The 21777-nt window shown below is 47.2% G+C and carries 27 protein-coding genes and 2 tRNA genes; 27 read left to right on the top strand and 2 right to left on the bottom strand.

What is annotated here, in order from left to right:
• Positions 1-38: 38 nt before the first annotated feature.
• Positions 39-929 (bottom strand): YitT family protein, encoded by an 891-nt coding sequence (locus C8U37_RS07745; protein ID WP_245879789.1) that lies wholly within the window; start codon positions 927-929, stop codon positions 39-41.
• Positions 930-1097: 168 nt separating this feature from the next.
• Between C8U37_RS07745 and comGA the strand changes: the two genes are divergently transcribed.
• The 23 genes from comGA to C8U37_RS07630 all read left to right on the top strand — a co-directional run bounded on the left by comGA (position 1098) and on the right by C8U37_RS07630 (position 18805).
• Positions 1098-2141, top strand: coding sequence for a competence type IV pilus ATPase ComGA (comGA, locus tag C8U37_RS07740; RefSeq protein WP_108032677.1), 1044 nt, complete (start codon positions 1098-1100; stop codon positions 2139-2141).
• A complete protein-coding gene (comGB, locus tag C8U37_RS07735; RefSeq protein WP_108032676.1) occupies positions 2071-3165 on the top strand; it encodes a competence type IV pilus assembly protein ComGB in 1095 nt (364 codons plus the stop codon). Before comGA ends, comGB begins: the two co-directional genes overlap by 71 nt.
• On the top strand, positions 3165-3485 hold the full coding sequence (gene comGC / locus C8U37_RS07730; protein WP_108032675.1) for a competence type IV pilus major pilin ComGC: 321 nt from the start codon (positions 3165-3167) through the stop codon (positions 3483-3485). The genes comGB and comGC overlap by 1 nt, the downstream gene beginning before the upstream one ends.
• Positions 3486-3505: 20 nt before the next feature.
• Positions 3506-3949 (top strand): prepilin-type N-terminal cleavage/methylation domain-containing protein, encoded by a 444-nt coding sequence (locus tag C8U37_RS07725; RefSeq protein WP_108032674.1) that lies wholly within the window; start codon positions 3506-3508, stop codon positions 3947-3949.
• Positions 3924-4265, top strand: coding sequence for a hypothetical protein (locus C8U37_RS07720; RefSeq protein ID WP_108032673.1), 342 nt, complete (start codon positions 3924-3926; stop codon positions 4263-4265). Before C8U37_RS07725 ends, C8U37_RS07720 begins: the two co-directional genes overlap by 26 nt.
• A complete protein-coding gene (gene comGF, locus C8U37_RS07715) occupies positions 4234-4701 on the top strand; it encodes a competence type IV pilus minor pilin ComGF (protein ID WP_108032672.1) in 468 nt (155 codons plus the stop codon). The genes C8U37_RS07720 and comGF overlap by 32 nt, the downstream gene beginning before the upstream one ends.
• 34 nt (positions 4702-4735) lie before the next feature.
• Positions 4736-5056 (top strand): hypothetical protein, encoded by a 321-nt coding sequence (locus tag C8U37_RS07710; protein ID WP_108032671.1) that lies wholly within the window; start codon positions 4736-4738, stop codon positions 5054-5056.
• A gap of 248 nt (positions 5057-5304) precedes the next feature.
• Complete coding sequence (locus C8U37_RS07705) at positions 5305-6366, top strand: M24 family metallopeptidase (protein ID WP_108032670.1); 1062 nt, start codon at positions 5305-5307, stop codon at positions 6364-6366.
• Positions 6367-6434: 68 nt separating this feature from the next.
• Positions 6435-6992 carry an elongation factor P gene (gene efp / locus C8U37_RS07700; RefSeq protein WP_086627787.1) on the top strand — a complete coding sequence of 186 codons (558 nt, stop codon included), beginning with the start codon at positions 6435-6437 and terminating at the stop codon, positions 6990-6992.
• 26 nt (positions 6993-7018) lie between these two features.
• Entirely contained in the window at positions 7019-7444 is a 426-nt protein-coding gene (locus tag C8U37_RS07695; RefSeq protein ID WP_106449407.1) for an Asp23/Gls24 family envelope stress response protein, read from the top strand.
• On the top strand, positions 7441-7896 hold the full coding sequence (gene nusB, locus C8U37_RS07690; protein ID WP_108032669.1) for a transcription antitermination factor NusB: 456 nt from the start codon (positions 7441-7443) through the stop codon (positions 7894-7896). Before C8U37_RS07695 ends, nusB begins: the two co-directional genes overlap by 4 nt.
• A 126-nt stretch (positions 7897-8022) precedes the next feature.
• Positions 8023-8862, top strand: a complete 840-nt coding sequence (folD, locus tag C8U37_RS07685) for a bifunctional methylenetetrahydrofolate dehydrogenase/methenyltetrahydrofolate cyclohydrolase FolD (protein ID WP_106449409.1) — start codon at positions 8023-8025, stop codon at positions 8860-8862.
• A gap of 16 nt (positions 8863-8878) precedes the next feature.
• Positions 8879-10213 carry an exodeoxyribonuclease VII large subunit gene (xseA, locus tag C8U37_RS07680; protein WP_108032668.1) on the top strand — a complete coding sequence of 445 codons (1335 nt, stop codon included), beginning with the start codon at positions 8879-8881 and terminating at the stop codon, positions 10211-10213.
• Positions 10210-10458 (top strand): exodeoxyribonuclease VII small subunit, encoded by a 249-nt coding sequence (locus tag C8U37_RS07675; protein WP_425445659.1) that lies wholly within the window; start codon positions 10210-10212, stop codon positions 10456-10458. The genes xseA and C8U37_RS07675 overlap by 4 nt, the downstream gene beginning before the upstream one ends.
• Before the next feature lie 5 nt (positions 10459-10463).
• Positions 10464-11357, top strand: coding sequence for a polyprenyl synthetase family protein (locus C8U37_RS07670; protein ID WP_108032666.1), 894 nt, complete (start codon positions 10464-10466; stop codon positions 11355-11357).
• 12 nt (positions 11358-11369) lie between these two features.
• A complete protein-coding gene (locus tag C8U37_RS07665; protein ID WP_108032665.1) occupies positions 11370-12212 on the top strand; it encodes a TlyA family RNA methyltransferase in 843 nt (280 codons plus the stop codon).
• A 35-nt stretch (positions 12213-12247) separates the two neighbouring features.
• On the top strand, positions 12248-13948 hold the full coding sequence (gene recN / locus C8U37_RS07660; RefSeq protein WP_108032664.1) for a DNA repair protein RecN: 1701 nt from the start codon (positions 12248-12250) through the stop codon (positions 13946-13948).
• Between the two features lie 16 nt (positions 13949-13964).
• Positions 13965-14732, top strand: a complete 768-nt coding sequence (locus C8U37_RS07655) for a glycerophosphodiester phosphodiesterase (protein WP_108032663.1) — start codon at positions 13965-13967, stop codon at positions 14730-14732.
• Between the two features lie 28 nt (positions 14733-14760).
• Complete coding sequence (miaA, locus tag C8U37_RS07650) at positions 14761-15675, top strand: tRNA (adenosine(37)-N6)-dimethylallyltransferase MiaA (protein ID WP_108032719.1); 915 nt, start codon at positions 14761-14763, stop codon at positions 15673-15675.
• Between the two features lie 38 nt (positions 15676-15713).
• Entirely contained in the window at positions 15714-16973 is a 1260-nt protein-coding gene (hflX, locus tag C8U37_RS07645) for a GTPase HflX (protein WP_108032718.1), read from the top strand.
• Entirely contained in the window at positions 16957-18213 is a 1257-nt protein-coding gene (locus C8U37_RS07640) for a methionine gamma-lyase family protein (protein ID WP_108032662.1), read from the top strand. The genes hflX and C8U37_RS07640 overlap by 17 nt, the downstream gene beginning before the upstream one ends.
• 175 nt (positions 18214-18388) lie before the next feature.
• Positions 18389-18462 (top strand) — tRNA-Arg (locus C8U37_RS07635).
• A 269-nt stretch (positions 18463-18731) separates the two neighbouring features.
• Positions 18732-18805 (top strand) — tRNA-Arg (locus C8U37_RS07630).
• A gap of 86 nt (positions 18806-18891) precedes the next feature.
• Here C8U37_RS07630 and C8U37_RS07625 read toward each other — a convergent pair.
• A complete protein-coding gene (locus C8U37_RS07625; RefSeq protein WP_170100219.1) occupies positions 18892-19197 on the bottom strand; it encodes a hypothetical protein in 306 nt (101 codons plus the stop codon).
• A gap of 235 nt (positions 19198-19432) precedes the next feature.
• Here C8U37_RS07625 and C8U37_RS07620 point away from each other — a divergent pair, with 235 nt between their 5' ends.
• The 4 genes from C8U37_RS07620 to C8U37_RS07605 all read left to right on the top strand — a co-directional run bounded on the left by C8U37_RS07620 (position 19433) and on the right by C8U37_RS07605 (position 21754).
• Positions 19433-19771: a DUF2187 domain-containing protein gene (locus tag C8U37_RS07620; protein ID WP_106449575.1), complete on the top strand. Its 339-nt coding sequence runs from the start codon at positions 19433-19435 to the stop codon at positions 19769-19771.
• A 285-nt stretch (positions 19772-20056) separates the two neighbouring features.
• On the top strand, positions 20057-20518 hold the full coding sequence (gene fabT / locus C8U37_RS07615; RefSeq protein WP_108032660.1) for a fatty acid biosynthesis transcriptional regulator FabT: 462 nt from the start codon (positions 20057-20059) through the stop codon (positions 20516-20518).
• Positions 20518-21501 carry a beta-ketoacyl-ACP synthase III gene (locus C8U37_RS07610; RefSeq protein ID WP_108032659.1) on the top strand — a complete coding sequence of 328 codons (984 nt, stop codon included), beginning with the start codon at positions 20518-20520 and terminating at the stop codon, positions 21499-21501. The genes fabT and C8U37_RS07610 overlap by 1 nt, the downstream gene beginning before the upstream one ends.
• A gap of 25 nt (positions 21502-21526) precedes the next feature.
• Entirely contained in the window at positions 21527-21754 is a 228-nt protein-coding gene (locus C8U37_RS07605; RefSeq protein WP_108032658.1) for an acyl carrier protein, read from the top strand.
• The last annotated feature ends 23 nt before the right edge of the window (positions 21755-21777 follow it).

Raw genomic sequence — 21777 nt, 5'->3', positions numbered from 1 at the left:
CCTTGCCGTTCTTTTTTGGTTATGGAGTTGTTTAGCGATCATTCCGACTGTTCGTCGATGAAGTCGTTGATTTTTTGTTGGTATTGCTCATCCGAAATCAAATAAGAGAACCCCTCGCCGATGACGCTTTGGGCTTCGCTGATTGTGAAGAAAGCCTTCGGATCGATGGCTGTCACAATCCGGTTGAGCGGCATCAATTGCTGTCTGTTGACGACAATCAAAATCACCTTCTTTTGGCTTTTGGAGTAATAGCCTTCGCCTTCCAAAAAGGTCATTCCGCGACCGATTTTCTTATCGATTGCCTCAGCGATTTCCTGATACCGCTCCGAGATGATCAGAACTTGTTTTTTCGGATTGAACCCTTCCAGGATGAAATCCAGCACTTTCGTTTGCACATAGAGATGCACGACAGTCAAAACGACATTCTCCAGCCCGATTACGAAGATGGAAGGTCCAACGACGAATAGGTCCAATACGACCAGTGCTACACTGGTGCTCCAGCCGAGATATTTATTAATAATCAAGGCGATGATATCAGTACCGGCCGTGGAACCGCCTGCCTGCATCACGAGGCCCAAGCCTGTGCCGACCAAAAATCCGGAGCAAAGCGGCGCTAGGATGATTGTTTCCATCGGATAGCGCCAAGCTGCCGTCAGATAAAGAAACACCGACATCAACAGCGTGGCCAAAAGCGTCAGTCTCATGGTCGATTTTTCCAAAAAACGGAACCCGATAACCAGAATGATGGCGTTCAAGACGAAACTCGTTATGGCTACCGGAACATCCATGGTATAGAAGGCCAACAAACTAATGCCGGTGACGCCGCCTTCACCAAGATGGTTCGCAACGGAAAACATATTGATGCCTACCGCGAACAGGAATGTTCCGATTGCAATCAGAAGAATCGAACCAACAACGTTCTTTTTCAAAAAAGTTCACCTCCCCTATATTGAGTGATCCCGCTTGTTTTTCGCATTTGGGACCGCTATTTATGCCAATATAACATATTTTTAACTAAGTTTCTCGTCGGAGAAAGAGCGGATGCGAGGATTTTGCAGAAGCTATAAGTGACGGCAAAATAGAAATGAGGTGATGATATGGAAGAAAAAGCAGAGAGCCTATTGGCCGATGCGATGCGGTTGGGTGTTTCCGACATCCATCTGCTCCCTTATGAAGACCACTACGAACTCTTTTTCCGCGTGAGTACCGGCTTGTCGAAAGTATCGGTGTATACAATCGAAAAGGGTGAACGACTGATTTCTTATTTTAAATTCCTTTCGAACATGAATGTGGGCGAAAGGCGGAAACCCCAATCCGGTGCTGTCAGGTACCGGCTGAACGGCAAAAAAATAGAACTGAGGCTGTCCACCATCGCAAATTTCCGCTACCAAGAGTCGCTTGTCATCCGCATGCTGTACGTAAATCCGGGTTCTGATCCGGGTTTGCACGCATTTTTCCCGGCCCAGGAGGCGGAGTTGCTCGAACTGTTGGACCATAAGAGCGGGCTGGTGCTGTTTTCTGGACCTACCGGTTCCGGGAAAACAACCACCATCTATCATTTGCTGCGCAGAAAATACGCCGATGAACCGCTGCAGATCATTACGATGGAGGACCCAGTCGAAATTGAGGAGCCGCTGTTTCTGCAGGCCGAAGTGAACGAAGCTGCGGGCATCACGTACGATCTGCTCATCCGTCAGTGCTTGCGCCATCATCCGGACATCCTCGTCATCGGCGAAATCCGGGATGAGGAAACGGCCAAAATGGTAGTGAGAAGCGCATTGACCGGACACTTGGTGATCGCAACAATCCATGCCAAAGAGTCGTTCGGGGTATTGGAAAGGCTGCGGGAACTGGCTATTTCTTCCGAACAAATGAAGCAGACGCTGCTGGCTGTCGTCTCCCAACGTCTGATCGCAAAATATTGTCCGCTGTGCTCCGGTAAATGCACGATTCACTGTTCCCACTATCAGGTAAACGAAAAGTCGGCTGCCATCTACGAAATATTGGCAGGCAAGGAACTGCAGGATCATCTGCAGAACAAGGAGGACAGAAAGCGGTTTGTCACTCTGAATGATAAATTGCGCAAAGCCTATGCATGTGGATACATTACGGAAAAAAATTACCTGGAGAATCTCGTCTGAAAAACGTTGGCAGGCAAAAGAGCAGGCATATTTTCTGAGGCGCTTGGGTGAATTGCTTAAGGAAGGTTTTTCGTTGTCCGAAGGGCTCGCCTTTCTGAAGATGATGCAGCCGAAGCGCTTGGTCGATATCCAGCGCATGCTGAGCAAACTGGAAACAGGCATCAATCTTGCTGATGCCTTGGCTGGATGCGGCTTCTCGGAGCAAGTCGTATCGCAGCTGAGGCTTTCCTTCCTTCACGGGAAATTGACGGAAACTTTGCTCTTTTGTTCAGACTTCCTGACGGAAAAGGACAAACAGCTGCATAAGCTCAGAAAAGTCTTGATCTACCCGTTGTTTTTGCTGGTGTTCGCAAATGTGATGCTGATTGCGATCAGGCAGGTCCTGCTGCCTAGTTTGGAAACGATGCTGGTGCCCTCGGAAGAAGGTTCCGGCGTGATGGTCCGCATCATCCTGCTATATCTGGAGAACCTGCCGCTCATCATCTTGGGAAGTTTAGCCTTAGGTGCCGGTTTGTTCCTGTTGGCAAAAAGTTATTTGAAAAAGAAATCAGCTTTCCAAAAATCGTTGTTGTTTTGCCGGATTCCTCTCTTCAGTAAATGGGTCCAACTCTACTATTCCTTTTTTTTCTGCCGGGAATACGCCTATTTCTTCCGAAACGGCATGCAGTTGAACCAAATCGTTTCGCTCATGCGCGGCGATGAAGGGACTGCCTGGATGAAGGAAATATCCGGATTGGTGGAGGAAGGGCTGATGCAGGGCGACAGCCTGACGACGATCATCAAACGTTATCCCATCTTCAAAGAGGAGATGGGCTGGATCATCTATCACGGCGAGCTCACCAGCCAATTGCCTATCAAGTTGAGTATGTACAGCGAAGAATGTTTCCGGATGCTGATTGCGGACATCGAACAGAAAATTGGCTGGCTGCAGCCTATCTTGTTTCTCATGGTCGCTGTCATCGTTATGGCGATCTACCTTATATTGTTGATGCCGATGCTTAGTTCATTAGGAGGAATGTATTAATGAAAACGATCAAAAAAACACTTAAAAATAAAAATGGTTTCACTTTGATGGAAATGGTGCTTGTTCTGTTCATCATATCCGTACTGATGCTGATGATCATCCCGAATGTGGCGAATACGAAGAAAAGCGTGGAGACCAAAGGGACGGATGCATTGGCGGTCGTCGTGCAGACCCAGGCAGACATGTACGAACTCGATACGGGCACGGAAGCGGCAAGCTTCACTGTTTTGAACACGGAAGGCTACCTTAGCGCAAAACAAGCGACCGAAGCGACTGCCAAACTGACAATATCAGACGGTAATGTGTCCAAAATCGAATAAAAGTAATGAAGGAATGAATAATGTATAAAAGCGGATTTACTTTATTGGAGAGCCTGTTGGTCCTGATGATTGCATCCATGATTTTGCTGTTGGCCCCGCAACTGGATACCGCGGCGGATGAATTCGCGTTCAATCTGTTTTTGGACGATTTCCTGACGGAACTGCACACGGCGCAGAGTTATGCGGTCATCACCGGGAACGGCGTCAACATGGATGTCGTGCGGCCGATCGGGGCAACACATTACGCTGTTTTCAAAGATGGTGCCGGTTCGGACCGCTACATTAACCGCAAGCTGCTGTTGCCTGAAGGGGCTAAGGTGATTCAAGGCTACACCGGATTCATCAAAGGGGGCAGCGGTTATCTGCAGCCGAACACCATCATCATGGAAACGGCCCGGTATCGTTATACAATCACAATCCAATTGGGGAGCGGTCGTTATGAAGTCAACAAAGCTAAACGATAGCAGCGGTTATATGCTTTTCGAAAGTCTGATCGCTTTGGCCATGGTCAGCCTCTCGCTCTATGTGCTGCTTCCGCATTCCATTCAATTTTTCACGACCTTAAAAGCGGCGGGGGCGGAAGTTGCCTACTGGCGGGTCGCGCAGGATCAGATGCAGGTCATCGCCAAGGGTGGCAGCCCAATTGGAAGTCAGGCTTCCGGAGGGATACTATTCACCACTACTTGGGACCCGGAAACCGCACTGCTGGAAGTGAGCGGTGGTGATGGGACAGAAAGGGTGACGGTGCATGCCGACGAAATCCAAGCGGAAAGTCCCTAAACAATCGCAAGCCGGCTTCACCTTGTTGGAGGCGGCTTTTGCGTTGACAGTCAATACGCTGGTGCTCCTGTTGCTGATGGGAGGTATGGAGGTGATCCGCACGGCGAATAGCCAGATGGAGCAGACGCAGGATGCGGAATGGCATCTCTTCCTGATTCAGCTCGAGCATGAGTGGGAGGACGAGTTGTTGGTGCAGAAGACGAGCACGACCATCCGCACCAAATCGCTAAATCCGGCCGACACGGCTGCCTACACCTATGAGTTCCGGATCAATAAAGTCCTCCGGTACAAAAACGGGGCCGGCTATCATCCGATGTTGCTGCACGTCAAAACGTTGAAATATGAGGTGACCAATGAAGGGATTTCTATCCAGGCTACGCTTTCTGACAACCAAACGCGCAGAGCGCATCTCATCTTGCCGAAAGCCCCCATTTAATAATCATCAATTTCGGAGGAAGAGCGGCTCCATTTTGCCGATCGCCATTTTCTACCTGTTCCTTTCGCAAATGATGCTTTTCGGACTCATCCGGATATATGAGAATCAGCTCTATCTGTACAGATTGACGGAAAACCACTATAAAGCGCAAACTTTGCTGGCCTACACCGACTATTGGCTGAAGGATCATAACAAAGCATCGACTCCGGAAAATCGGATTGTGCCAGCTGTCCTGTCTTTCGAAGAAGGAATCGTGCACTGTGTGGCGGATGCTACCGGGAAAGTAACTGCGACCGTGATCTTGCAAAATGCCTACAGCGAAACGCTGGTATTGGAAATAATGTTTCCGGAGTGACAAACAGGAAATGACGTGCCTTTAAGCGACGCAGGAGTCCTGTAATATAGCGAGACGCACAAACAAGCCGACAATTTGCGGGTTTGTTTGTGCATTTTTCGCTTGCTCGCTGCTTTTGAAAGTGCTGTGGATGCATGTTGTAGTCCGCGAGGCTGATATTCCCTCTATCTATGCGGGCTCTTTTTTGATATACTGGGTAGGTATGTTTGTAAACAAACAGGCTATTTTTTTGGAAGGAAGTATGTGAAATGAGTAGAGTCTCAAAATTGCAGGCTGCCATCAAAGCGAAGAAGATGGATGCAATGCTGGTGACAAGTCAATATAACTTACGTTATGTTTCCAATTTTACGGGTACGACCGGTTTGGCGGTCATCACTCAAAAGGAAGCTTTTTTTGTGACCGACTTCCGTTATACCCAGCAAGCTGCTTCACAGGCGCAGGGGTTTCAGATTATTCAGAATAAAGGGCCGATATTCGATGAAGTGAGAAAGATTGTGGAGGAGAAGGGCCTTTCGTCTCTAGGCTTCGAAGACGCCCTCCTGTCTTTCCGCAGTGTCGAGGATTTGGAGGACCTGGTGATGTGCGATCTGCTTCCTGCTTCAGGCATCATCGAAGAAGTGCGTGAAGTCAAAGACGAAGCAGAAATCCAGACTATCAGACGGGCTTGTGAAATTGCGGATGCCGGCTTCAGGTTCATCCTTGATCATATCCGTCCAGGGGTTTCGGAAATAGAGATTGCTAACCGTTTGGATTTCCACATGCGCGAATTGGGAGCGAGCGGCGTTTCGTTTGAAACGATTGTCGCCAGCGGCATCCGTTCTGCTATGCCGCATGGTGTGGCCAGTCCGAAGTTGATCGAAAAAGGCGACTTCGTGACGCTGGATTTCGGTTGTTATTACAATGGCTATGTTTCGGATATGACCCGCACAGTTTCAGTGGGGCAACCGCATGCAGAATTGAAGAAGATTTACGAGATAGTGCTGGCTGCCCAATTGCGTGTGAATGCAACGGCAAAAGCTGGCATGACCGGTATCGAAGTCGACAGTGTGGCACGCGATTACATTACGGAACAAGGGTACGGAGATGCGTTCGGCCACTCCAATGGCCATGGAATCGGTTTGGAGATACATGAGGGACCGAATACATCGCAAAAATCCGGAAAAGTGCTTGTTCCAGGAAATGTCATCACAAATGAACCGGGCATCTATCTCGCTGGTCTTGGGGGCGTCCGGATTGAAGATGATCTTGTGATCAGGGATAATGGCAACGAGATTTTGACGCATTCTCCAAAAGAATTGATTATTTTATAAAAAAATAGAATCCGAACTAAATTAATGGTAAACTTATTTCAAATGAGTTGCCACAGGAGGAATTATTAATGATTTCAGTAAATGATTTTAAGACAGGCCTGACGATCGAAATTGATGGAGGATTATGGAAAGTTGTTGATTTCCAACACGTAAAGCCAGGTAAAGGTGCGGCTTTCGTCCGTTCAAAATTGAAGAATCTTCGCACAGGAGCTGTACAGGAAAAAACTTTCCGTGCGGGTGAAAAAGTCGGAAAAGCGCATATCGCGAACCGCAAAATGCAATTTCTGTACGAGAGTGCCGGTGCTTATGTCTTCATGGACACTGAAAACTATGAACAGATCGAATTGAATGCAGGCCAAATCGAATATGAATTGAACTATCTGAAAGAAAACATGGAAGTCAACATCCTGATGTACGAAACAGAAACAATCGGTGTCGATCTTCCGAATACAGTAATCCTGCGAGTGGAAGAAACTGAACCAGGCATCAAGGGCGATACAGCTTCAGGCGGTTCAAAACCGGCTAAAATGGAGACAGGATTGATGGTCAACGTACCATTCTTCGTGAATGCTGATGATATGCTTATCGTCAACACAACGGACGGTTCTTACGTATCCCGCGCATAATGTTTCCCAAGAAAGGAGAATGACAGATGATGGAAGAAACAAACATTCCTTTAGCAAACGGTCCGGCTCCACTGGGAGAGATTGAAATTGCTCCTGAAGTGATTGAAGTGATCGCGGGTATTGCAGCGAATGAAGTAGAAGGTGTTTATGCGATGCAAGGGTCTTTCAAGACCGGCGTCAATGAGTTGTTGGGACGCACTGCCCATAACAAAGGTGTACACTTGACAGTCGATGAAAATGGTTTGGCGGTTGATGTGTACTGTTACATTAAGTACGGGACTTCCGTACCGAAAGTCGCTTTGGATATGCAAGAAAAAGTGAAGGAACAAGTCCTTTACATGAGCAATCTCGAAGTGTCGCAAGTGAACGTCCATGTGGTTGGTCTTGTCGCACCGAAGTCCGAAGACAATGCCTATCTTGATTTGGATGCAGAATTGGGGGAGAATGCGTGAGCACTTCCCGTTTAACCAGAAGAGAAATCAGGGAAAAGGCGCTCCAAGCCCTTTTCCAATTGAAAACGAACGAAGAATTGACCCCTGAAGAAGCCATCAAGCAAGCGGTTTTGAGCGATTCAGAGGAATGGAACAGCGAAGAGGATGTCGAAATTCAGGATTATCCTTATTTGGTCACATTAGTGCATGGCGTTTTGGATAATCAAGCGGCGATCGATGAAGCGATTCAACCTTACCTGAAGAACTGGACTGTGGACAGATTGGCCAAAGCAGATGCTTTGATTATGCAGATTGCTGCTTATGAAATGCTGTTGGGAGATACGGAACAGGTACCTCAAAGGGTAGCGTTGAATGAAGCAATCGAAATTTCAAAACTTTATTGCGATGAACAGTCGAGCAAATTCATCAATGGCGTATTGTCCAACCTCATTCCTAAAACGGAAAATCCTTAATGCTTCGGCATAAGGGTTTTTCTTTTTTTGTCGATGAATTCGGGCATGCCAAGCCCGCTTTTCTAACCGTAATCCAAGATAATATGTTAAAATAAACGGTAACACCAAGGAAAAGGAGATTGATTAATGGAAACGATTATCATGGATGGAAAAGGCTTAGCAAAAAAAATGCAGGATCAGATGAAAGAACAGGTAGCGGCATTGACAGCAGAAGGGAAAACCCCGGGTCTTTGCGTCATTTTGGTCGGCGAGGATAAAGCAAGCCAAGTCTATGTCCGCAATAAAGAGAAGCAATCCGAAGCAATGGGTATGAATTCGCGTGTCGTTCGTCTTGCGGCAGACATTTCCGAAACAGATCTCCTGGCAGAAGTTGAAAAGCAGAACCAAGATGACAGCATGCACGGCATTTTGGTACAGCTCCCCTTGCCGAAACACATAGATGAACAAAAAGTGTTGCGCGCCATCCGATATGAGAAGGATGTGGATGGTTTCCATCCGATGAACGTCGGGAACTTCTTCCTCGGCAATGAATCTGCTCTGCCTTGCACACCGTACGGCATCATGAAGATTTTGGAAGAATACAACATCGAACTTGAAGGCAAAAAAGCATTAGTGATCGGCCGCAGCAATATCGTCGGCAAACCGATGTCCATCATGCTTATGAACGAAAACGCGACAGTCACGATCGCCCACTCCCGCACTAAAAACCTGAAAGAATTGGCTAAAGAAGCCGATATCCTGGTTGCAGCGATCGGCAGAGGCCATTTCGTCACTGCCGATTTCATCAAAGAGGGCGCAGTCGTCATCGATGTCGGGATGAACCGCAGTGCAGAAGGCAAATTGATCGGCGATGTGGACACAGCCGGTGCAATGGGCATCGCAAGCCATATCACACCAGTTCCTGGCGGTGTCGGTCCGATGACCATCACGATGCTGTTGCAACAAACAATCGATAAAGCAAAATAATCAAGGAGGCACAAAGTTGGAACCTGTCTATCTCAGCGTCACCGCTTTAACCAAATACATCAAAAGAAAATTTGATGCCGATCCTTATCTCGAGCGTGTTTACCTTACTGGTGAAATATCCAATTATCGTCCGCGTCCGGGCCATCAATACTTCAGCCTGAAGGATGACAATGCTGTCATCTCAGCAGTGATGTATAAAGGCAGATTCGACAAGTTGGCCTTCAAGCCCAAGGAAGGGATGAAGGTCATGCTCATCGGACGGGTGAATGTCTACGAATCGGGCGGAACCTACAATATCATGGTCGAGCATATGGAACCGGATGGGGTCGGTGCTTTGTACCAAGCGTTCTCGGAACTGAAGGAAAAATTAACGCGCGAAGGGTTGTTTTCCCTGCCTAAGAAAAAGCTTCCGGTATTTCCAAAACGCATCGCCATAGTCACCAGCCCAAGTGGTGCGGTCATCCGGGACATCATGACGACTGTGAAAAGAAGATATCCGATCGTCCAGCTCGTGCTCTATCCGACCATTGTGCAAGGAAAGGATTCCGCTGCCAACATCATCAAGAATCTTCAAGCAATTGAACAAAAAGGTGATTTTGATGTGGTCATCGTCGCAAGGGGTGGCGGCTCCATAGAGGATCTTTGGTCCTTCAACGAGGAAACAGTCGTCCGCCAAATAGCGGCCATGAGTGCCCCGGTCATCTCTTCCGTAGGGCATGAAACGGATACGACGTTGGCCGACTTTGTTGCGGATGTCCGTGCCGCTACTCCAACAGCAGCGGCGGAATTGTCTGTGCCGGTGTTGAGCGATGTCATCCGTTATATCCATCAGATCGACAACAGGCTCTATCAAAAGATGCGGCATCTGCATACGATGCAACAACAGCGATTGAATCGCGCCATGCAATCCTATATCTTCAGACAACCGGAGAGGATGTATGAAGGTTATGCCATCAAAGCGGATCAGGTGCAACAACGCCTGGCCAATCAAATGCAGCAGCAGATCCAATTGCGCTCCAATGAGCTGCAACGGCTGCAATTGCGCCTTGAAAACCGCAATCCTGCAAGGGACGTGCAGCTGGCCGGCAATCGCAGACAACAGGTCACCGATGAACTGAAAAGGGCCATGGATCGCTACTTGAAACAAAAGGAACTGCGCATGACATCGGCTATGCAATCGTTGGACTTGTTGAGTCCATTGAAGATCATGTCGCGCGGCTACACCTATACGACAAGGGACGGGGAAGTAGTCGCATCAGTAAAAGAGTTGCGCAGCGGCGATAAATTGAAAGTAAATTTTTCGGACGGTTATGCCGAAGCAGAAGTAAAACATGTGGTGGAGGAAAAATGATGAAGGCGGACAAGAAAGTAAGTTTTGAAGAAGCGATGAACCAATTAGAAGCTATTGTAACAAGACTGGAAGCAGGGGATGTCCCATTGGAAGCGGCATTGGAGCAATTCAAGGTCGGGATGGATCTCAGCAAGTATTGCCAAGACACTTTGAACAATGCTGAAAAGACGTTGACGAAAATCGTCAACCCGGATGGATCGGAAACGAATTTTGAAGAGCCGGCTGCCCAAACCGAAGGAGAATGACAAGCATGAATCTTAGCGAATTTCAATCGGAATGGATGCCTCGATTCGATGCTTTCCTCTACTCGGAATTGGATGCACGTGTGCCTTCGCAAGAAAATCTGCACAAAGCGATGACGTATTCTTTAATGGGGGGCGGAAAAAGAATTCGCCCTCTTTTAGTGTTGGCGACCCTTTCGTTGGCAAGTGTGGAGATTTCGGATGGCTTTGCAGCCGCAGCCGCTTTGGAATATATCCATACGTATTCCTTGATCCATGATGATCTGCCGGCTATGGATGATGATGATTACAGACGGGGACGCCTGACTTCCCATAAGGTATTTGGAGAATCCACCGCGATCCTTGCGGGTGACGCGTTGTTGACGGCTGCCTTCGAGATCCTTGCGGAATCTGCCACCATTTCGGCAGACAAAAAAGTCAAACTGATCGGCTTGTTGGCTAAAGCCTCGGGTCCGGACGGAATGATCGCCGGCCAGATGGATGATGTTGAGGGCGAGCAGAAGACGCTGACAATAGAAGAGTTGAAGCAAGTGCACGATAATAAGACTGGAGCATTGATAAGGTACGCTGTCACAGCGGGATGCCTCATCGCGGAAGCGGATGAAGCATTCACAACCGAGATGGAAGGATTCTCCAGACACTTGGGTTTGGCTTACCAGATCCACAACGATCTGAAGGATGTCGTGTTGGATGAGACCGAGACGGGCAAAACCATCCATCACGATGCCGCATTGAACAAAAATACATACCCATCCATATTGGGTGTCACTGGAGCCATCCAGGAACTGAACGGCGTCATCCGCCAAGCGGAAGGCTGCCTGGACCGAGTGGCACTGTCCTATGACGATGCAGAGGATAAAATAGAAGTATTCCGCCAATTGTTGGATTACGTCAGAATATAACGGGAGATTACCATGGAAAAAGAAAGATTGGATTTACTTGTAGTACAACAGGGCTTGACTGAATCCCGTGAAAAAGCCAAAAGATTGATTATGGCCGGGCAAATTTATGACGAAAACAACCAGCGTTACGATAAACCGGGCGAAAAGATTTCCGTCGAGAAAACCCTCCATATAAAAGGAGAAACACTGAAATACGTGAGCCGTGGCGGATTGAAGCTTGAAAAAGCAATCGCTTTATTCCGAGTGGACCCCAAGGACAAAATCTTTTTGGATATCGGCAGTTCAACAGGCGGCTTTACGGATGTCGCGCTCCAAAACGGGGCAAAGCTATGCTACGCGCTGGATGTCGGCTACAATCAATTGGATTGGAAGTTGCGCCAGGATGAACGGGTCGAGGTGATGGAACGGGTGAATTTCCGTTACAGCAAACTGGAGGACTTTGAAAAAGGACAGCCGGAGATGGCTTCCATTGATGTGTCCTTCATTTCGCTGAAGCTGATTTTGCCGGTTCTTAAGGAAATCATCGCAGTCGGCGGAGACGTCGTTGCGCTGATCAAACCGCAGTTCGAAGCCGGAAGAGGGAAAATCGGCAAAAAAGGCATTGTCAGTGATCCGGCAGTCCATAATGAAGTGTTGCGGGATATCCTGGATTTTGCTTCCCTGACCGGATTCGATGTGAAAAATCTGAGCTTTTCGCCTATCACTGGAGGGACCGGAAATATCGAATTTTTGGTCCATTTACAGGCCAATGCCCATGCACCGGGTATCGTCTCTCCAGAAATCGACAGCCCGCAGATTGTCAAAGAGGCTTATCTGCAGCTGAAAAGCAAATCAATCTCAATTTCCGATAAATAGGTGATTTAAGGAACCGTTGCGAAGGGGAATGCGGAATGTTACAGGAGTTGTCCATTAAAAATTTTGCAATAATTGAAAATCTTCAAGTAAGTTTCGACGAGGGGATGACCGTGCTGACTGGGGAAACCGGAGCAGGGAAATCCATCATCATCGATGCCGTCGGTCTGTTGGCAGGCGGGAGAGGATCCAACGATTTGATCCGATACGGCGAAAACAAGACGGTCATCCAAGGGCTTTTCAGTATTCCCGAAAACGCCAAGACAGTGGCCGTGCTGGAATCGTATGGAATCGAAGCGGACGGGAACCAAGTGCTGCTGCAGCGGGAACTTTCCCGGAACGGCAAAAACATTTCCCGGGTCAACGGCACAATCGTAACGGTTGCGACTCTGCGTGAGGTCGGCGAAACGCTGATCGATATCCATGGGCAGAACGAGCATCAAGAATTGATGGATCCGCAAAAACATATCGACTTGCTGGATCAGTTCGCCGGGAATGAACTGAGAGAAGTCAAAATGACATATCTCGATACTTATGCCAAATATGTGGATACACGTAAGCAATTGATCCAATTGAAGACAGACGAGAAAGAAACAGTCCAAAGAATCGACTTGTTGACTTTCCAAATCCAGGAAATCGAGCAAGCTCAGTTGAAGGATCCTGCAGAGGATGAAAAACTGGAGGAAGAACGGAACCTGCTCGTCAATTATCAAAAAGTCATGCAAGCTTTGACGAGCGCGTACGATTCAATGCAGAACAGTGAAGAGAACGGCATCGACAAAATCGGTCTCGGCATGGCGGCGCTGGAAAAAGTGCAGGATATCAATCCGGTCTACCAGGCAATCGCATCCTCCGTCTCGGCAGCGTATTACCAATTGCAGGAATGCGCCGGTGACATACTGTCGGAGATCGAGCAATTGTCCTACGATGAAGGGCGCTTGAACGAAATCGAGAACCGATTGGAATTGATCCGCCAGTTGAAGCGGAAATACGGAAACACAATCAGTGAGGTGCTGGGGCATTACGAAAAAATTGCCCGCGAGTTGGATCTGATCGAAAATCGTGAAAGCTACCTTGAGAAACTCAACGTGGACTACAACAAGGCAAAAGAAGAGATTCTGGCCATCGGCAAACAACTGACCGCCATCCGCGGAAAAGCTGCAGTCGTTCTGGAAGAACAGATCCAACTGCAGTTAAAGGAACTGTACATGGAAAAGGTCCTTTTCAAGACTGTTTTCCATGTACAACCAGGGAAGATTGCGATTACGGATAACGGGTTGGATCACGTGGAATTCTATATCGCGACGAACGTCGGCGAACCCCTGAAAGCATTGGCTAAGGTGGCCAGCGGCGGCGAACTCTCACGGATGATGTTGGCCATGAAAGCCATTTTCACCAAAACGCAAGGCATCACAAGCATCATCTTTGACGAGGTTGATACAGGTGTTTCAGGCAGGGTAGCGCAAGCGATAGCCAATAAGATCCACTTGGTGGCCAGTTACTCGCAGGTGCTCTGCATCACGCATCTTCCGCAAGTGGCAGCGATGGCGGATCAGCATCTCTATATAGAAAAAGAAATCATCGCCGAGCGGACAAAGACACATGTCAAACCGCTGTTCGGGCCTGATCGCATCAACGAAGTCGCACGCATGTTGGCGGGAACCGACATAACGGAACTTTCACTGGCCCACGCAAAAGAATTGCTGGAGTTGGCCGATACCGAAAAAAACAAAGCATGAATGAAAAACTGCGCAGATGAGCAGACCGGAAGGGTTGGGGAGATTGGCATACACTAAAATCATTGCGCACAGGGGCAGTCGCGGGACCCGACCGGAAAATACGCTGGTGGCTTTTCAGGAAGCGCTGAAAGTTGCAAGCGACGGTATAGAATTGGACGTCCATCTGACTAAAGATGGTGAGGTCGTGGTCATCCATGACGAGACAGTGGACCGCACGACATCCGGAAAAGGCTATGTCAAAGAGATGACCCTGGAACAATTGAAAAAATTGGATGCCGGCAGCTGGTTCGATCCGAAATACAGCAACGCCCGCATCCCGACACTCCAAGAGGTGTTGACCCTTTTGGCGGAGAATCATTTTACAGGCGTTCTTAATGTTGAATTGAAGACGGATGTGTTCCAATACCCCGCAATCGAAGAAAAGGTGCTTGCTTTGGCAGAGCCTTATCTTGACCGTTTTTCGGTCATCTATTCAAGCTTTCATTATGAAACCTTGAAAAAAATCAAGGCTTTGCGCGAGGACTCAAAAATTGCCCTGCTTTTCAGTAAGAAAGGGAAGCAACAAATGGAGCTGGGTGCAGGCATCCCTGTAGAGGGTTGGCATCCGAAATTCTCAATTCTGCGCAGTCTGCCCCCTTTCGAACAATCCAACATCCCGCTTCGCGTTTGGACGGTGAATCGAAAGGTCGAAATGCAAGTCTGTCTGCGCAAAAATATCGATTCGATGATCACGGATTATCCGGAACGCGCACTGCAAATGAGAAAGGTGATTCAGGGTGTCTGAAACAACAAAGGAAAAATTAGCTAAAATCATGATCATTGTCGGTCCGACAGCAGTCGGAAAAACCGCACTGAGCATCCGACTGGCAAAAAAATATAACGGCGAAATCATCAATGGGGATTCAATGCAAGTATACAAAGGCTTGGACATCGGGACTGCGAAGGTGACCGAGGAAGAAGCGGAAGGCATCCCGCATCATCTGTTGGATATCGTTCCGATTGAGCAGGATTACACTGCGTCCGACTTCAAAAGGGACGCTAGACTGGCCATCGAGTCGATTCTGGCAAAAGGAAAGCTTCCGATTGTGGTCGGGGGTTCGGGCCTTTATATAGAAGGACTTTTGTTTGATATGCAGTTCGGCGGGGTGGCTGCCGAAGATCCTCACTACCGGAAACAGCTGGAAGCTGAATTGGAACGGACCGATGCCATGCATATATGGAACCAATTGCAGGAGCAGGATCCCAAAGCGGCTGAACAAATCCACCCGAACAACAGCAGAAGGGTCATCCGCGCTTTGGAAGTGATCCACTTCAGCGGGAAACGCTTCTCGGATCAGACCGATCGGGAAGCAGCTCCTCATTATGACGCACTGCTGATCGGGCTTGACACCGAGCGGAGCATTCTTTACGATCGCATCAACCGGCGTGTAGAACTGATGGTGGCGGGTGGCCTGGTAGAAGAAGCAAAAGCTCTTTTTGACAAACAGCTCCCTGCCAAGACGCAAGCGACCAGAGGTATCGGATACAAAGAATGGTTCGCCTATTTCAATGGGGAGGTCACACTTGAGGAAGCCAAAGAACTATTGAAGCAAAATTCAAGGCGCTATGCCAAAAGGCAGTTGACCTGGTTCCGGAACAGAATGAGCGGCATCCATTGGATTGACCTGGTACAGGCCAATCAAGAGATGCGGAAAATCGAAGATTTAGTCGAGTCGTTCTTAGCCTGATGGATGAGAAAGAACGAAAAAAGAAAGTTGGAAATTTTATGGAAAATACGAAAGAAAAAGTTATTCTGGTTAACGTTCAGACGAATCAAACAGATGAAGCCTTTGAATATCAACTGAGAGAACTGGCGGAACTGACCGAAACCGCGTTAGGGGAAGTTGTCGGCATATTGACCCAAAAGAGGGACCGCAAAGATTCCCGGACGGTCATCGGCAAAGGCAAAGTGGAAGAGCTGGTGAATTTGTGTGCAGAGCTGGAGGCGGATACCGTCATTTTTCAACAAGAACTCTCTTCTAAGCATGTACGCAACATCCAAGAGAGTGTCGATTGTAAAGTCATCGATCGCGTTCAACTCATACTGGACATCTTTGCGATGCGCGCCCGCAGTAAAGAAGGTAAACTTCAGGTAGCCTTAGCGCAATTGAGTTATCTGTTACCGCGTTTGATGGGCCAAGGTGTCAATTTATCCCGTCTGGGTGGGGGAATCGGAACAAGAGGGCCAGGTGAGACTAAACTCGAGACCGATCGCAGACACATTCACAGTCAAATGCAGGAAATCAAGAAGACATTGGAAGAAACAGAGTTGCACCGCCAAAGGGCACGAGAAAAACGCCATGCCAGCGAAGTCTTCCAGATTGGTTTGATCGGTTACACGAATGCAGGGAAATCTACGGTCATCAATCGTTTGACCGATGCAGCAACCTTGGAAGAAGATAAGTTGTTCGCGACTCTGGATCCTTTGACAAGAAAGCTGACGTTGCCGAATCAATTTCAGGCTACGATAACCGATACTGTAGGTTTCATCCAGGATCTTCCGACACAGCTGATCCATGCTTTCCATTCGACATTGGAAGAGAGCCGCAATATGGATGTATTCTTGCACGTGGTCGATGCTTCGACTTCCTTCATCGATGAACATGAAAAAACCGTATTGGATCTATTGAAGGATTTGGATATGGATAAGACACCTATGTTGACGATCTACAACAAACGCGATCTTGCAGGTCCGGATTTCCAGCCGCGCCTCTTTCCGAATATCGTTATTTCAGCACTTGATGATGACGACATCAACCGTTTGAAGGACTTCATCTGGGATGAAATCGCCAAAATGTTGGTTCCTTATACAAAAGACCTTGATGCCAGTGGCCCTGAAGCCCGCACGATGAATAAAATGCAGCAAGAAACCTTTGTGGAATCCATCGAATATATAGAAGAAACAAACGCCTACCGCTTAAGAGGGTACGCTAAAAGCAATTCAAAATGGTTAGGGGACAAGGCAACGGATGCAAGTGACGAATAAAGAAGCAAGGCTGGCCGGCTTAGTCGAAAAAGTCGACAACAAAATACAGCCCGTTTTTAAAGGGATACAGGAAAAGGCTTTATTTAATCAAGGCAAGGTGCTGGAGGCTTTCCGGAAGCACCGCGTCAGCGATTACCACTTTAACCCGAGCACAGGCTATGGCTATGATGACGATGGCCGCGATACACTGGAAAAAGTCTACGCAGAGGTTTTTCAGGCTGAAGCTGCTTTGGTCAGGCCGCAAATCATTTCCGGAACACACGCTATCTCAACTGCGCTCTTCGGAGTGCTGCGGCCCGGGGATGAATTGATGTATGTGACCGGAACGCCATACGATACCCTTTTGGATATTGTCGGTCTGACCGGGAACGGAATCGGCTCTTTAAAGGAATACAATATCGCGTATCAGCATATCGATCTGTGTGCAGACGGCAAAGTGGATATTCCGACGGTTCTGGAGAAAGTCAGCCCCAAAACAAAAATGATCGCGATTCAACGCTCCCGCGGCTATGCATCCAGGCCTTCCTTTACGATCAATGAAATAAAAGAGATGATTGCAGCGATCCGGCCGCATGTGGGAGCAGAAGCCGTCTTTTTTGTCGACAATTGCTACGGGGAATTTGTCGAAACGCTGGAACCGATCGAAGTCGGAGCCGACTTGATTGCCGGCTCCCTCATCAAAAATCCCGGCGGTGGCATCGTGAAGATGGGCGGTTATCTCGCTGGCAGGGAAGACCTGATCGAACGTTGCGCCTATCGACTGACAACTCCGGGGATCGGCCGCGAAGCTGGAGCCTCCTTATACAGTCTTTTGGAGATGTACCAAGGTTTGTTTTTGGCGCCCCATGTTGTCGGTGAGGCGGTCAAGGGGGCGGTCTATACTGCTGGACTTTTGGAAGAATGCGGCGTATCTTCCACCCCTGCTTGGGACAGCCCGCGCACGGATCTGATCCAAATGGTCGCACTGCCGAGCAAGGAAGCTATGATTGCTTTTGCTCAGACGATCCAGAAATATTCCCCCGTGAACGCAGCGGTCAAACCGATTCCGGCCTATATGCCCGGTTACGAGGATGATGTCATCATGGCTGCCGGAACCTTCATTCAGGGCGCAAGCTTGGAATTGACGGCAGATGGCCCGATTCGACCGCCTTATCTGTTGTACGTGCAAGGCGGTCTGACCTACGAACACGTCAAATTGGCAGTAACAGCAGCAGTGAAGGATACGTTCTTCGCAGAATAATTTGTGATTCCGGGCTGAATAGCACGCACATTCAGCCTGAAAATCACACTTTTGGAAATAAAGAACTCCCAATCATGTAAAACCTCAAAACCTTCCCGCGAAAAAGTGTTGACTTTAAGCTGGTTTCCGTCTATACTATTAAATGTTGTGAGTCATTCAGACGGCTCAAATTTTTGTCTCAATAGCTCAGCCGGATAGAGCATTCGCCTTCTAAGCGAACGGTCGGGAGTTCGAATCTCTCTTGAGACGTCCTATCTGTTTTCAGGATCATAAGTCCATGACAAAGAATCGGTTGCATCCGTAAAGAAGCGGATGCGACGTTTTTTTTCTCATGACAGCCTAAATGGACCGGTTGATAGATGGAAAAGGCGGCAAGATTGTCCGTTTATTGCGATGGTGAAACATTTTTCGAGAAAAAGTCTAAATCATGGTGACAATTTAAACGGTTTGCTGTATAATCATTTCTTGTGACACCGGTTTGGAACGGATCCAACATTATTTTGCCGAATATTAATTTTGTCTCAATAGCTCAGCAGGATAGAGCATTCGCCTTCTAAGCGAACGGTCGGGAGTTCGAATCTCTCTTGAGACGTATTTAACACAGAAAAAAGCCCGCCGCAAGGATCAGATCCTTGCGGCGGGCTTTTTTTGTGTGACTGATTTTCAGGTTTTGAGAAATCAATCCAGGTATTCAAAGACATTTTTTGCAGCTTCGTCGAAAACAACTTCATGCGAGTCGCTGTTGTCGATTTTCTTTAATGGGAAATTGGTGCGGTAGATACTCTGATCAGGGAACTGCTCCAAATAAATGACGAAATTTTTCGGATAGAAACTTACCATTTTCGTGAATACATGATCTTGGTCGATGATGACAGTCTTCACTTCAGCCATGCTCTTCACCCAGTAAGTATCCACATTGAAATATTCACCTGGATGAACCGTGTATTCATATTTCAGTATCGTAATAAGGTCATTCAACATCATAAATCCCTCCTAAGCAGAATGTTAAACTCTTCACATCCTCATTATACATCATAGCAAGCAGATAATTAATACATTTTTAAAATGAAATTGCGGACCCGATTCAATAATTTGAAAGTTATATTTCGATGTTAAAGTCAATAATTGGAAATATAGGCTAAATTATGAAAAGTGTGGTATACTACTACTTGTAAGTCTGTTGCAGTTCCTGGTTCTTAAAAGTGAGGCGATAATGGAAATGGTACGAAATATTACTAACGAAACGAAAACCATGATTGAGAGCGAATTACGTAAAGGTACGAGCAACTCACGTATTGCGAATCTGCTTGGCGTGTCGTATGAGCAGGCTTTGGAGGTCGTTGAAGCCATCAAGGAATCTATACGTCCTGAAATCGGTGATGAAATAAAATTTACCTTCCGCAAGCAGGAAATGGTAGGGGTAATCCGAAAATTATTGACAAATAGCGCCGTCGTAGAAATTTATTGGGATTTATCCTCAGGCACGATGAAGGATATCTGCGAGGATAAAACGATTGTGAATTTCAAAGACATTGAAGAGTTTGTTAAAGTTGACTAATACATATATGGAAAGAAGCGGCGCTCATCGTCGCTTCTTTTTGTTGCGGCGGGCCGTATCAAGCGGGCGGTTTATCCTGCAGTGTAACGTAACCGTTTTAATTACAGTGGGGAATCCATGAATCTTGCAGCAGCGAAAGATATAACAGAAAAATTATTATCGAAATGCTTGACAGGTTGTATAAAATTTTATATAGTTTGAAAGTCGAAAGGTTTGAACATCAAACTATTTTGACCTTCAAACGAATTGTGGTTTGAGTGGGCATCGAAAGGAGGAGAGATATCTTTGGATCATTCCATAGATAAAATTAACTCATATCTCGTAGCTGTCTTCAATGAAGTGTTGGATATCGAAGAGCGTGCATTGCGTGTCAGTACATTTTCTGATTTATCCATCAAGGAGATGCATACAGTCGAGGCAATCGGCATGTATCAAACCCATACAACTTCTGAAGTAGCAAAAAAATTGAACATAACTGCGGGAACTTTAACGGTGGCCATAAACGCTCTGGTAAAAAAGGGGTATGTCGAACGCATTCGGATGGAGAAAGACCGCAGAGTCGTAAAACTAGGATTAACCAAAAAAGGACGCTTACTGTATCGTCTTCATGATAAGTTCCATAGAGAGATGGTAAAGAATACCATTCGCGATATGGAAGATCAGGAAGTGAAAGTTTTGCTGAAAGGCCTAAACAATCTTCACGGTTTCTTATTTGGGTTAGTTCAAAATATCAAGGAACAGGGTTGATGGAATTGGGTTCAAAAATTAGCGCAACAGGTCACTATCTTCCTGAACAGATCATCACAAACGATGATCTGTCTAAAATCATGGACACAAGTGATGAGTGGATCAGCAAAAGGACAGGCATCCGCAGCCGACACATTTCGAAGGATGAGAATACTTCCGATCTGTCAAGCAAAGCGGCCCTCAGAATTTTGCAAAACGGCAACATCACTGCAGGCCAACTGGACTTCATCATTGTAGCAACAATGACTCCGGATGCGCTCAGCCCATCGACTGCTTGCTTAGTGCAAGAAAAGATAGGTGCAGTAAATGCTTTCTGTTTCGATATCAATGCAGCTTGTACCGGCTTTGTCTACGCATTGTCTACCGGGCTCCATATGATGCAGAGCGGTCTCTATCAATATGGCATGATCATCGGTGCTGAGACAATGTCAAAAGTCGTCAACTGGGAAGACCGTTCCACGGCTGTCCTGTTTGGGGATGGCGCTGGCGGCGTGTTGTTGGAACGAACGGAAGACGATTGCTTCGTTGCAGAAGCGCTCCATTCTGATGGTGGACGCCATATGGCATTAGTGGCGAACACTATGAAAGTCGAAAACCCGTACGGAGACTCCTCCCAGGAGGACCAAGCTTTCCTTACGATGGATGGCAGAGCCATCTTCGATTTTGCAATCCGCAGTGTGCCAAGCATCATCCGCGAAGTGATGGAGAAAGGAAATCTTTCCGACGGCGATCTGAAGAAGATTTTGGCTCATCAAGCGAATGTACGCTTATTGGAGGCAATCAGCAAAAAAGTGAAACTGCCATTTTCATTGTTTGCCACAAACATTGCGGAAACAGGCAACACCTCAGCAGCAAGCATTCCGATACTATTGGATCAGCTTGTTCAAACTAAGGAAATTCAACTCGGCACTAAAGATAAGGTGCTGATGACAGGATTTGGTGGCGGCCTCACTTGGGGAGCCATCGTAGTATCATTAAACTAAAAAAACATATATGGAGGAATTTATTATGACATTCGAAAAAATTCAAGCTATTATCGTGGAACAATTGGACAAAGAAGTAGAAGAAGTACAATTAGCAACTAACTTCAGAGAAGACTTGGATGCTGACAGCCTGGACTTATTCCAAATCATCAATGACATCGAAGACGAATTTGACATCAAAATCGAATCAGACGAAGGCATCAACACTGTTGAAGATTTAGTTAAATACGTTGAAGCTCAATTAGCAGAATAAGCAGTAAAAGGAAAGTAGGCCTT

Source organism: Trichococcus patagoniensis (assembly GCF_003051085.1).
In the GTDB taxonomy this organism is placed as follows: domain Bacteria; phylum Bacillota; class Bacilli; order Lactobacillales; family Aerococcaceae; genus Trichococcus; species Trichococcus patagoniensis.
The sequence above is the reverse complement of the archived record's forward strand: the minus strand, read 5'-3'. Positions and strand labels throughout refer to the sequence as shown.

What these genes read in the sequence shown, in the direction of transcription:
- C8U37_RS07670 (WP_108032666.1), top strand. Translation starts at nt 10,464, where the DNA reads ATGAATCTTAGCGAATTTCAATCGGAATGGATGCCTCGATTCGATGCT.
- C8U37_RS07620 (WP_106449575.1), top strand. Translation starts at nt 19,433, where the DNA reads ATGGTACGAAATATTACTAACGAAACGAAAACCATGATTGAGAGCGAA.
- efp (WP_086627787.1), top strand. Translation starts at nt 6,435, where the DNA reads ATGATTTCAGTAAATGATTTTAAGACAGGCCTGACGATCGAAATTGAT.
- comGC (WP_108032675.1), top strand. Translation starts at nt 3,165, where the DNA reads ATGAAAACGATCAAAAAAACACTTAAAAATAAAAATGGTTTCACTTTG.
- C8U37_RS07665 (WP_108032665.1), top strand. Translation starts at nt 11,370, where the DNA reads ATGGAAAAAGAAAGATTGGATTTACTTGTAGTACAACAGGGCTTGACT.
- C8U37_RS07725 (WP_108032674.1), top strand. Translation starts at nt 3,506, where the DNA reads ATGTATAAAAGCGGATTTACTTTATTGGAGAGCCTGTTGGTCCTGATG.
- C8U37_RS07610 (WP_108032659.1), top strand. Translation starts at nt 20,518, where the DNA reads ATGGAATTGGGTTCAAAAATTAGCGCAACAGGTCACTATCTTCCTGAA.
- C8U37_RS07605 (WP_108032658.1), top strand. Translation starts at nt 21,527, where the DNA reads ATGACATTCGAAAAAATTCAAGCTATTATCGTGGAACAATTGGACAAA.
- hflX (WP_108032718.1), top strand. Translation starts at nt 15,714, where the DNA reads ATGGAAAATACGAAAGAAAAAGTTATTCTGGTTAACGTTCAGACGAAT.
- comGF (WP_108032672.1), top strand. Translation starts at nt 4,234, where the DNA reads ATGCCGACGAAATCCAAGCGGAAAGTCCCTAAACAATCGCAAGCCGGC.
- C8U37_RS07705 (WP_108032670.1), top strand. Translation starts at nt 5,305, where the DNA reads ATGAGTAGAGTCTCAAAATTGCAGGCTGCCATCAAAGCGAAGAAGATG.
- C8U37_RS07640 (WP_108032662.1), top strand. Translation starts at nt 16,957, where the DNA reads ATGCAAGTGACGAATAAAGAAGCAAGGCTGGCCGGCTTAGTCGAAAAA.
- C8U37_RS07655 (WP_108032663.1), top strand. Translation starts at nt 13,965, where the DNA reads ATGAGCAGACCGGAAGGGTTGGGGAGATTGGCATACACTAAAATCATT.
- C8U37_RS07720 (WP_108032673.1), top strand. Translation starts at nt 3,924, where the DNA reads ATGAAGTCAACAAAGCTAAACGATAGCAGCGGTTATATGCTTTTCGAA.
- folD (WP_106449409.1), top strand. Translation starts at nt 8,023, where the DNA reads ATGGAAACGATTATCATGGATGGAAAAGGCTTAGCAAAAAAAATGCAG.
- recN (WP_108032664.1), top strand. Translation starts at nt 12,248, where the DNA reads ATGTTACAGGAGTTGTCCATTAAAAATTTTGCAATAATTGAAAATCTT.
- miaA (WP_108032719.1), top strand. Translation starts at nt 14,761, where the DNA reads ATGATCATTGTCGGTCCGACAGCAGTCGGAAAAACCGCACTGAGCATC.
- C8U37_RS07695 (WP_106449407.1), top strand. Translation starts at nt 7,019, where the DNA reads ATGATGGAAGAAACAAACATTCCTTTAGCAAACGGTCCGGCTCCACTG.
- comGB (WP_108032676.1), top strand. Translation starts at nt 2,071, where the DNA reads ATGATAAATTGCGCAAAGCCTATGCATGTGGATACATTACGGAAAAAA.
- C8U37_RS07675 (WP_425445659.1), top strand. Translation starts at nt 10,210, where the DNA reads ATGATGAAGGCGGACAAGAAAGTAAGTTTTGAAGAAGCGATGAACCAA.
- comGA (WP_108032677.1), top strand. Translation starts at nt 1,098, where the DNA reads ATGGAAGAAAAAGCAGAGAGCCTATTGGCCGATGCGATGCGGTTGGGT.
- C8U37_RS07625 (WP_170100219.1), bottom strand. Translation starts at nt 19,197, where the DNA reads ATGATGTTGAATGACCTTATTACGATACTGAAATATGAATACACGGTT.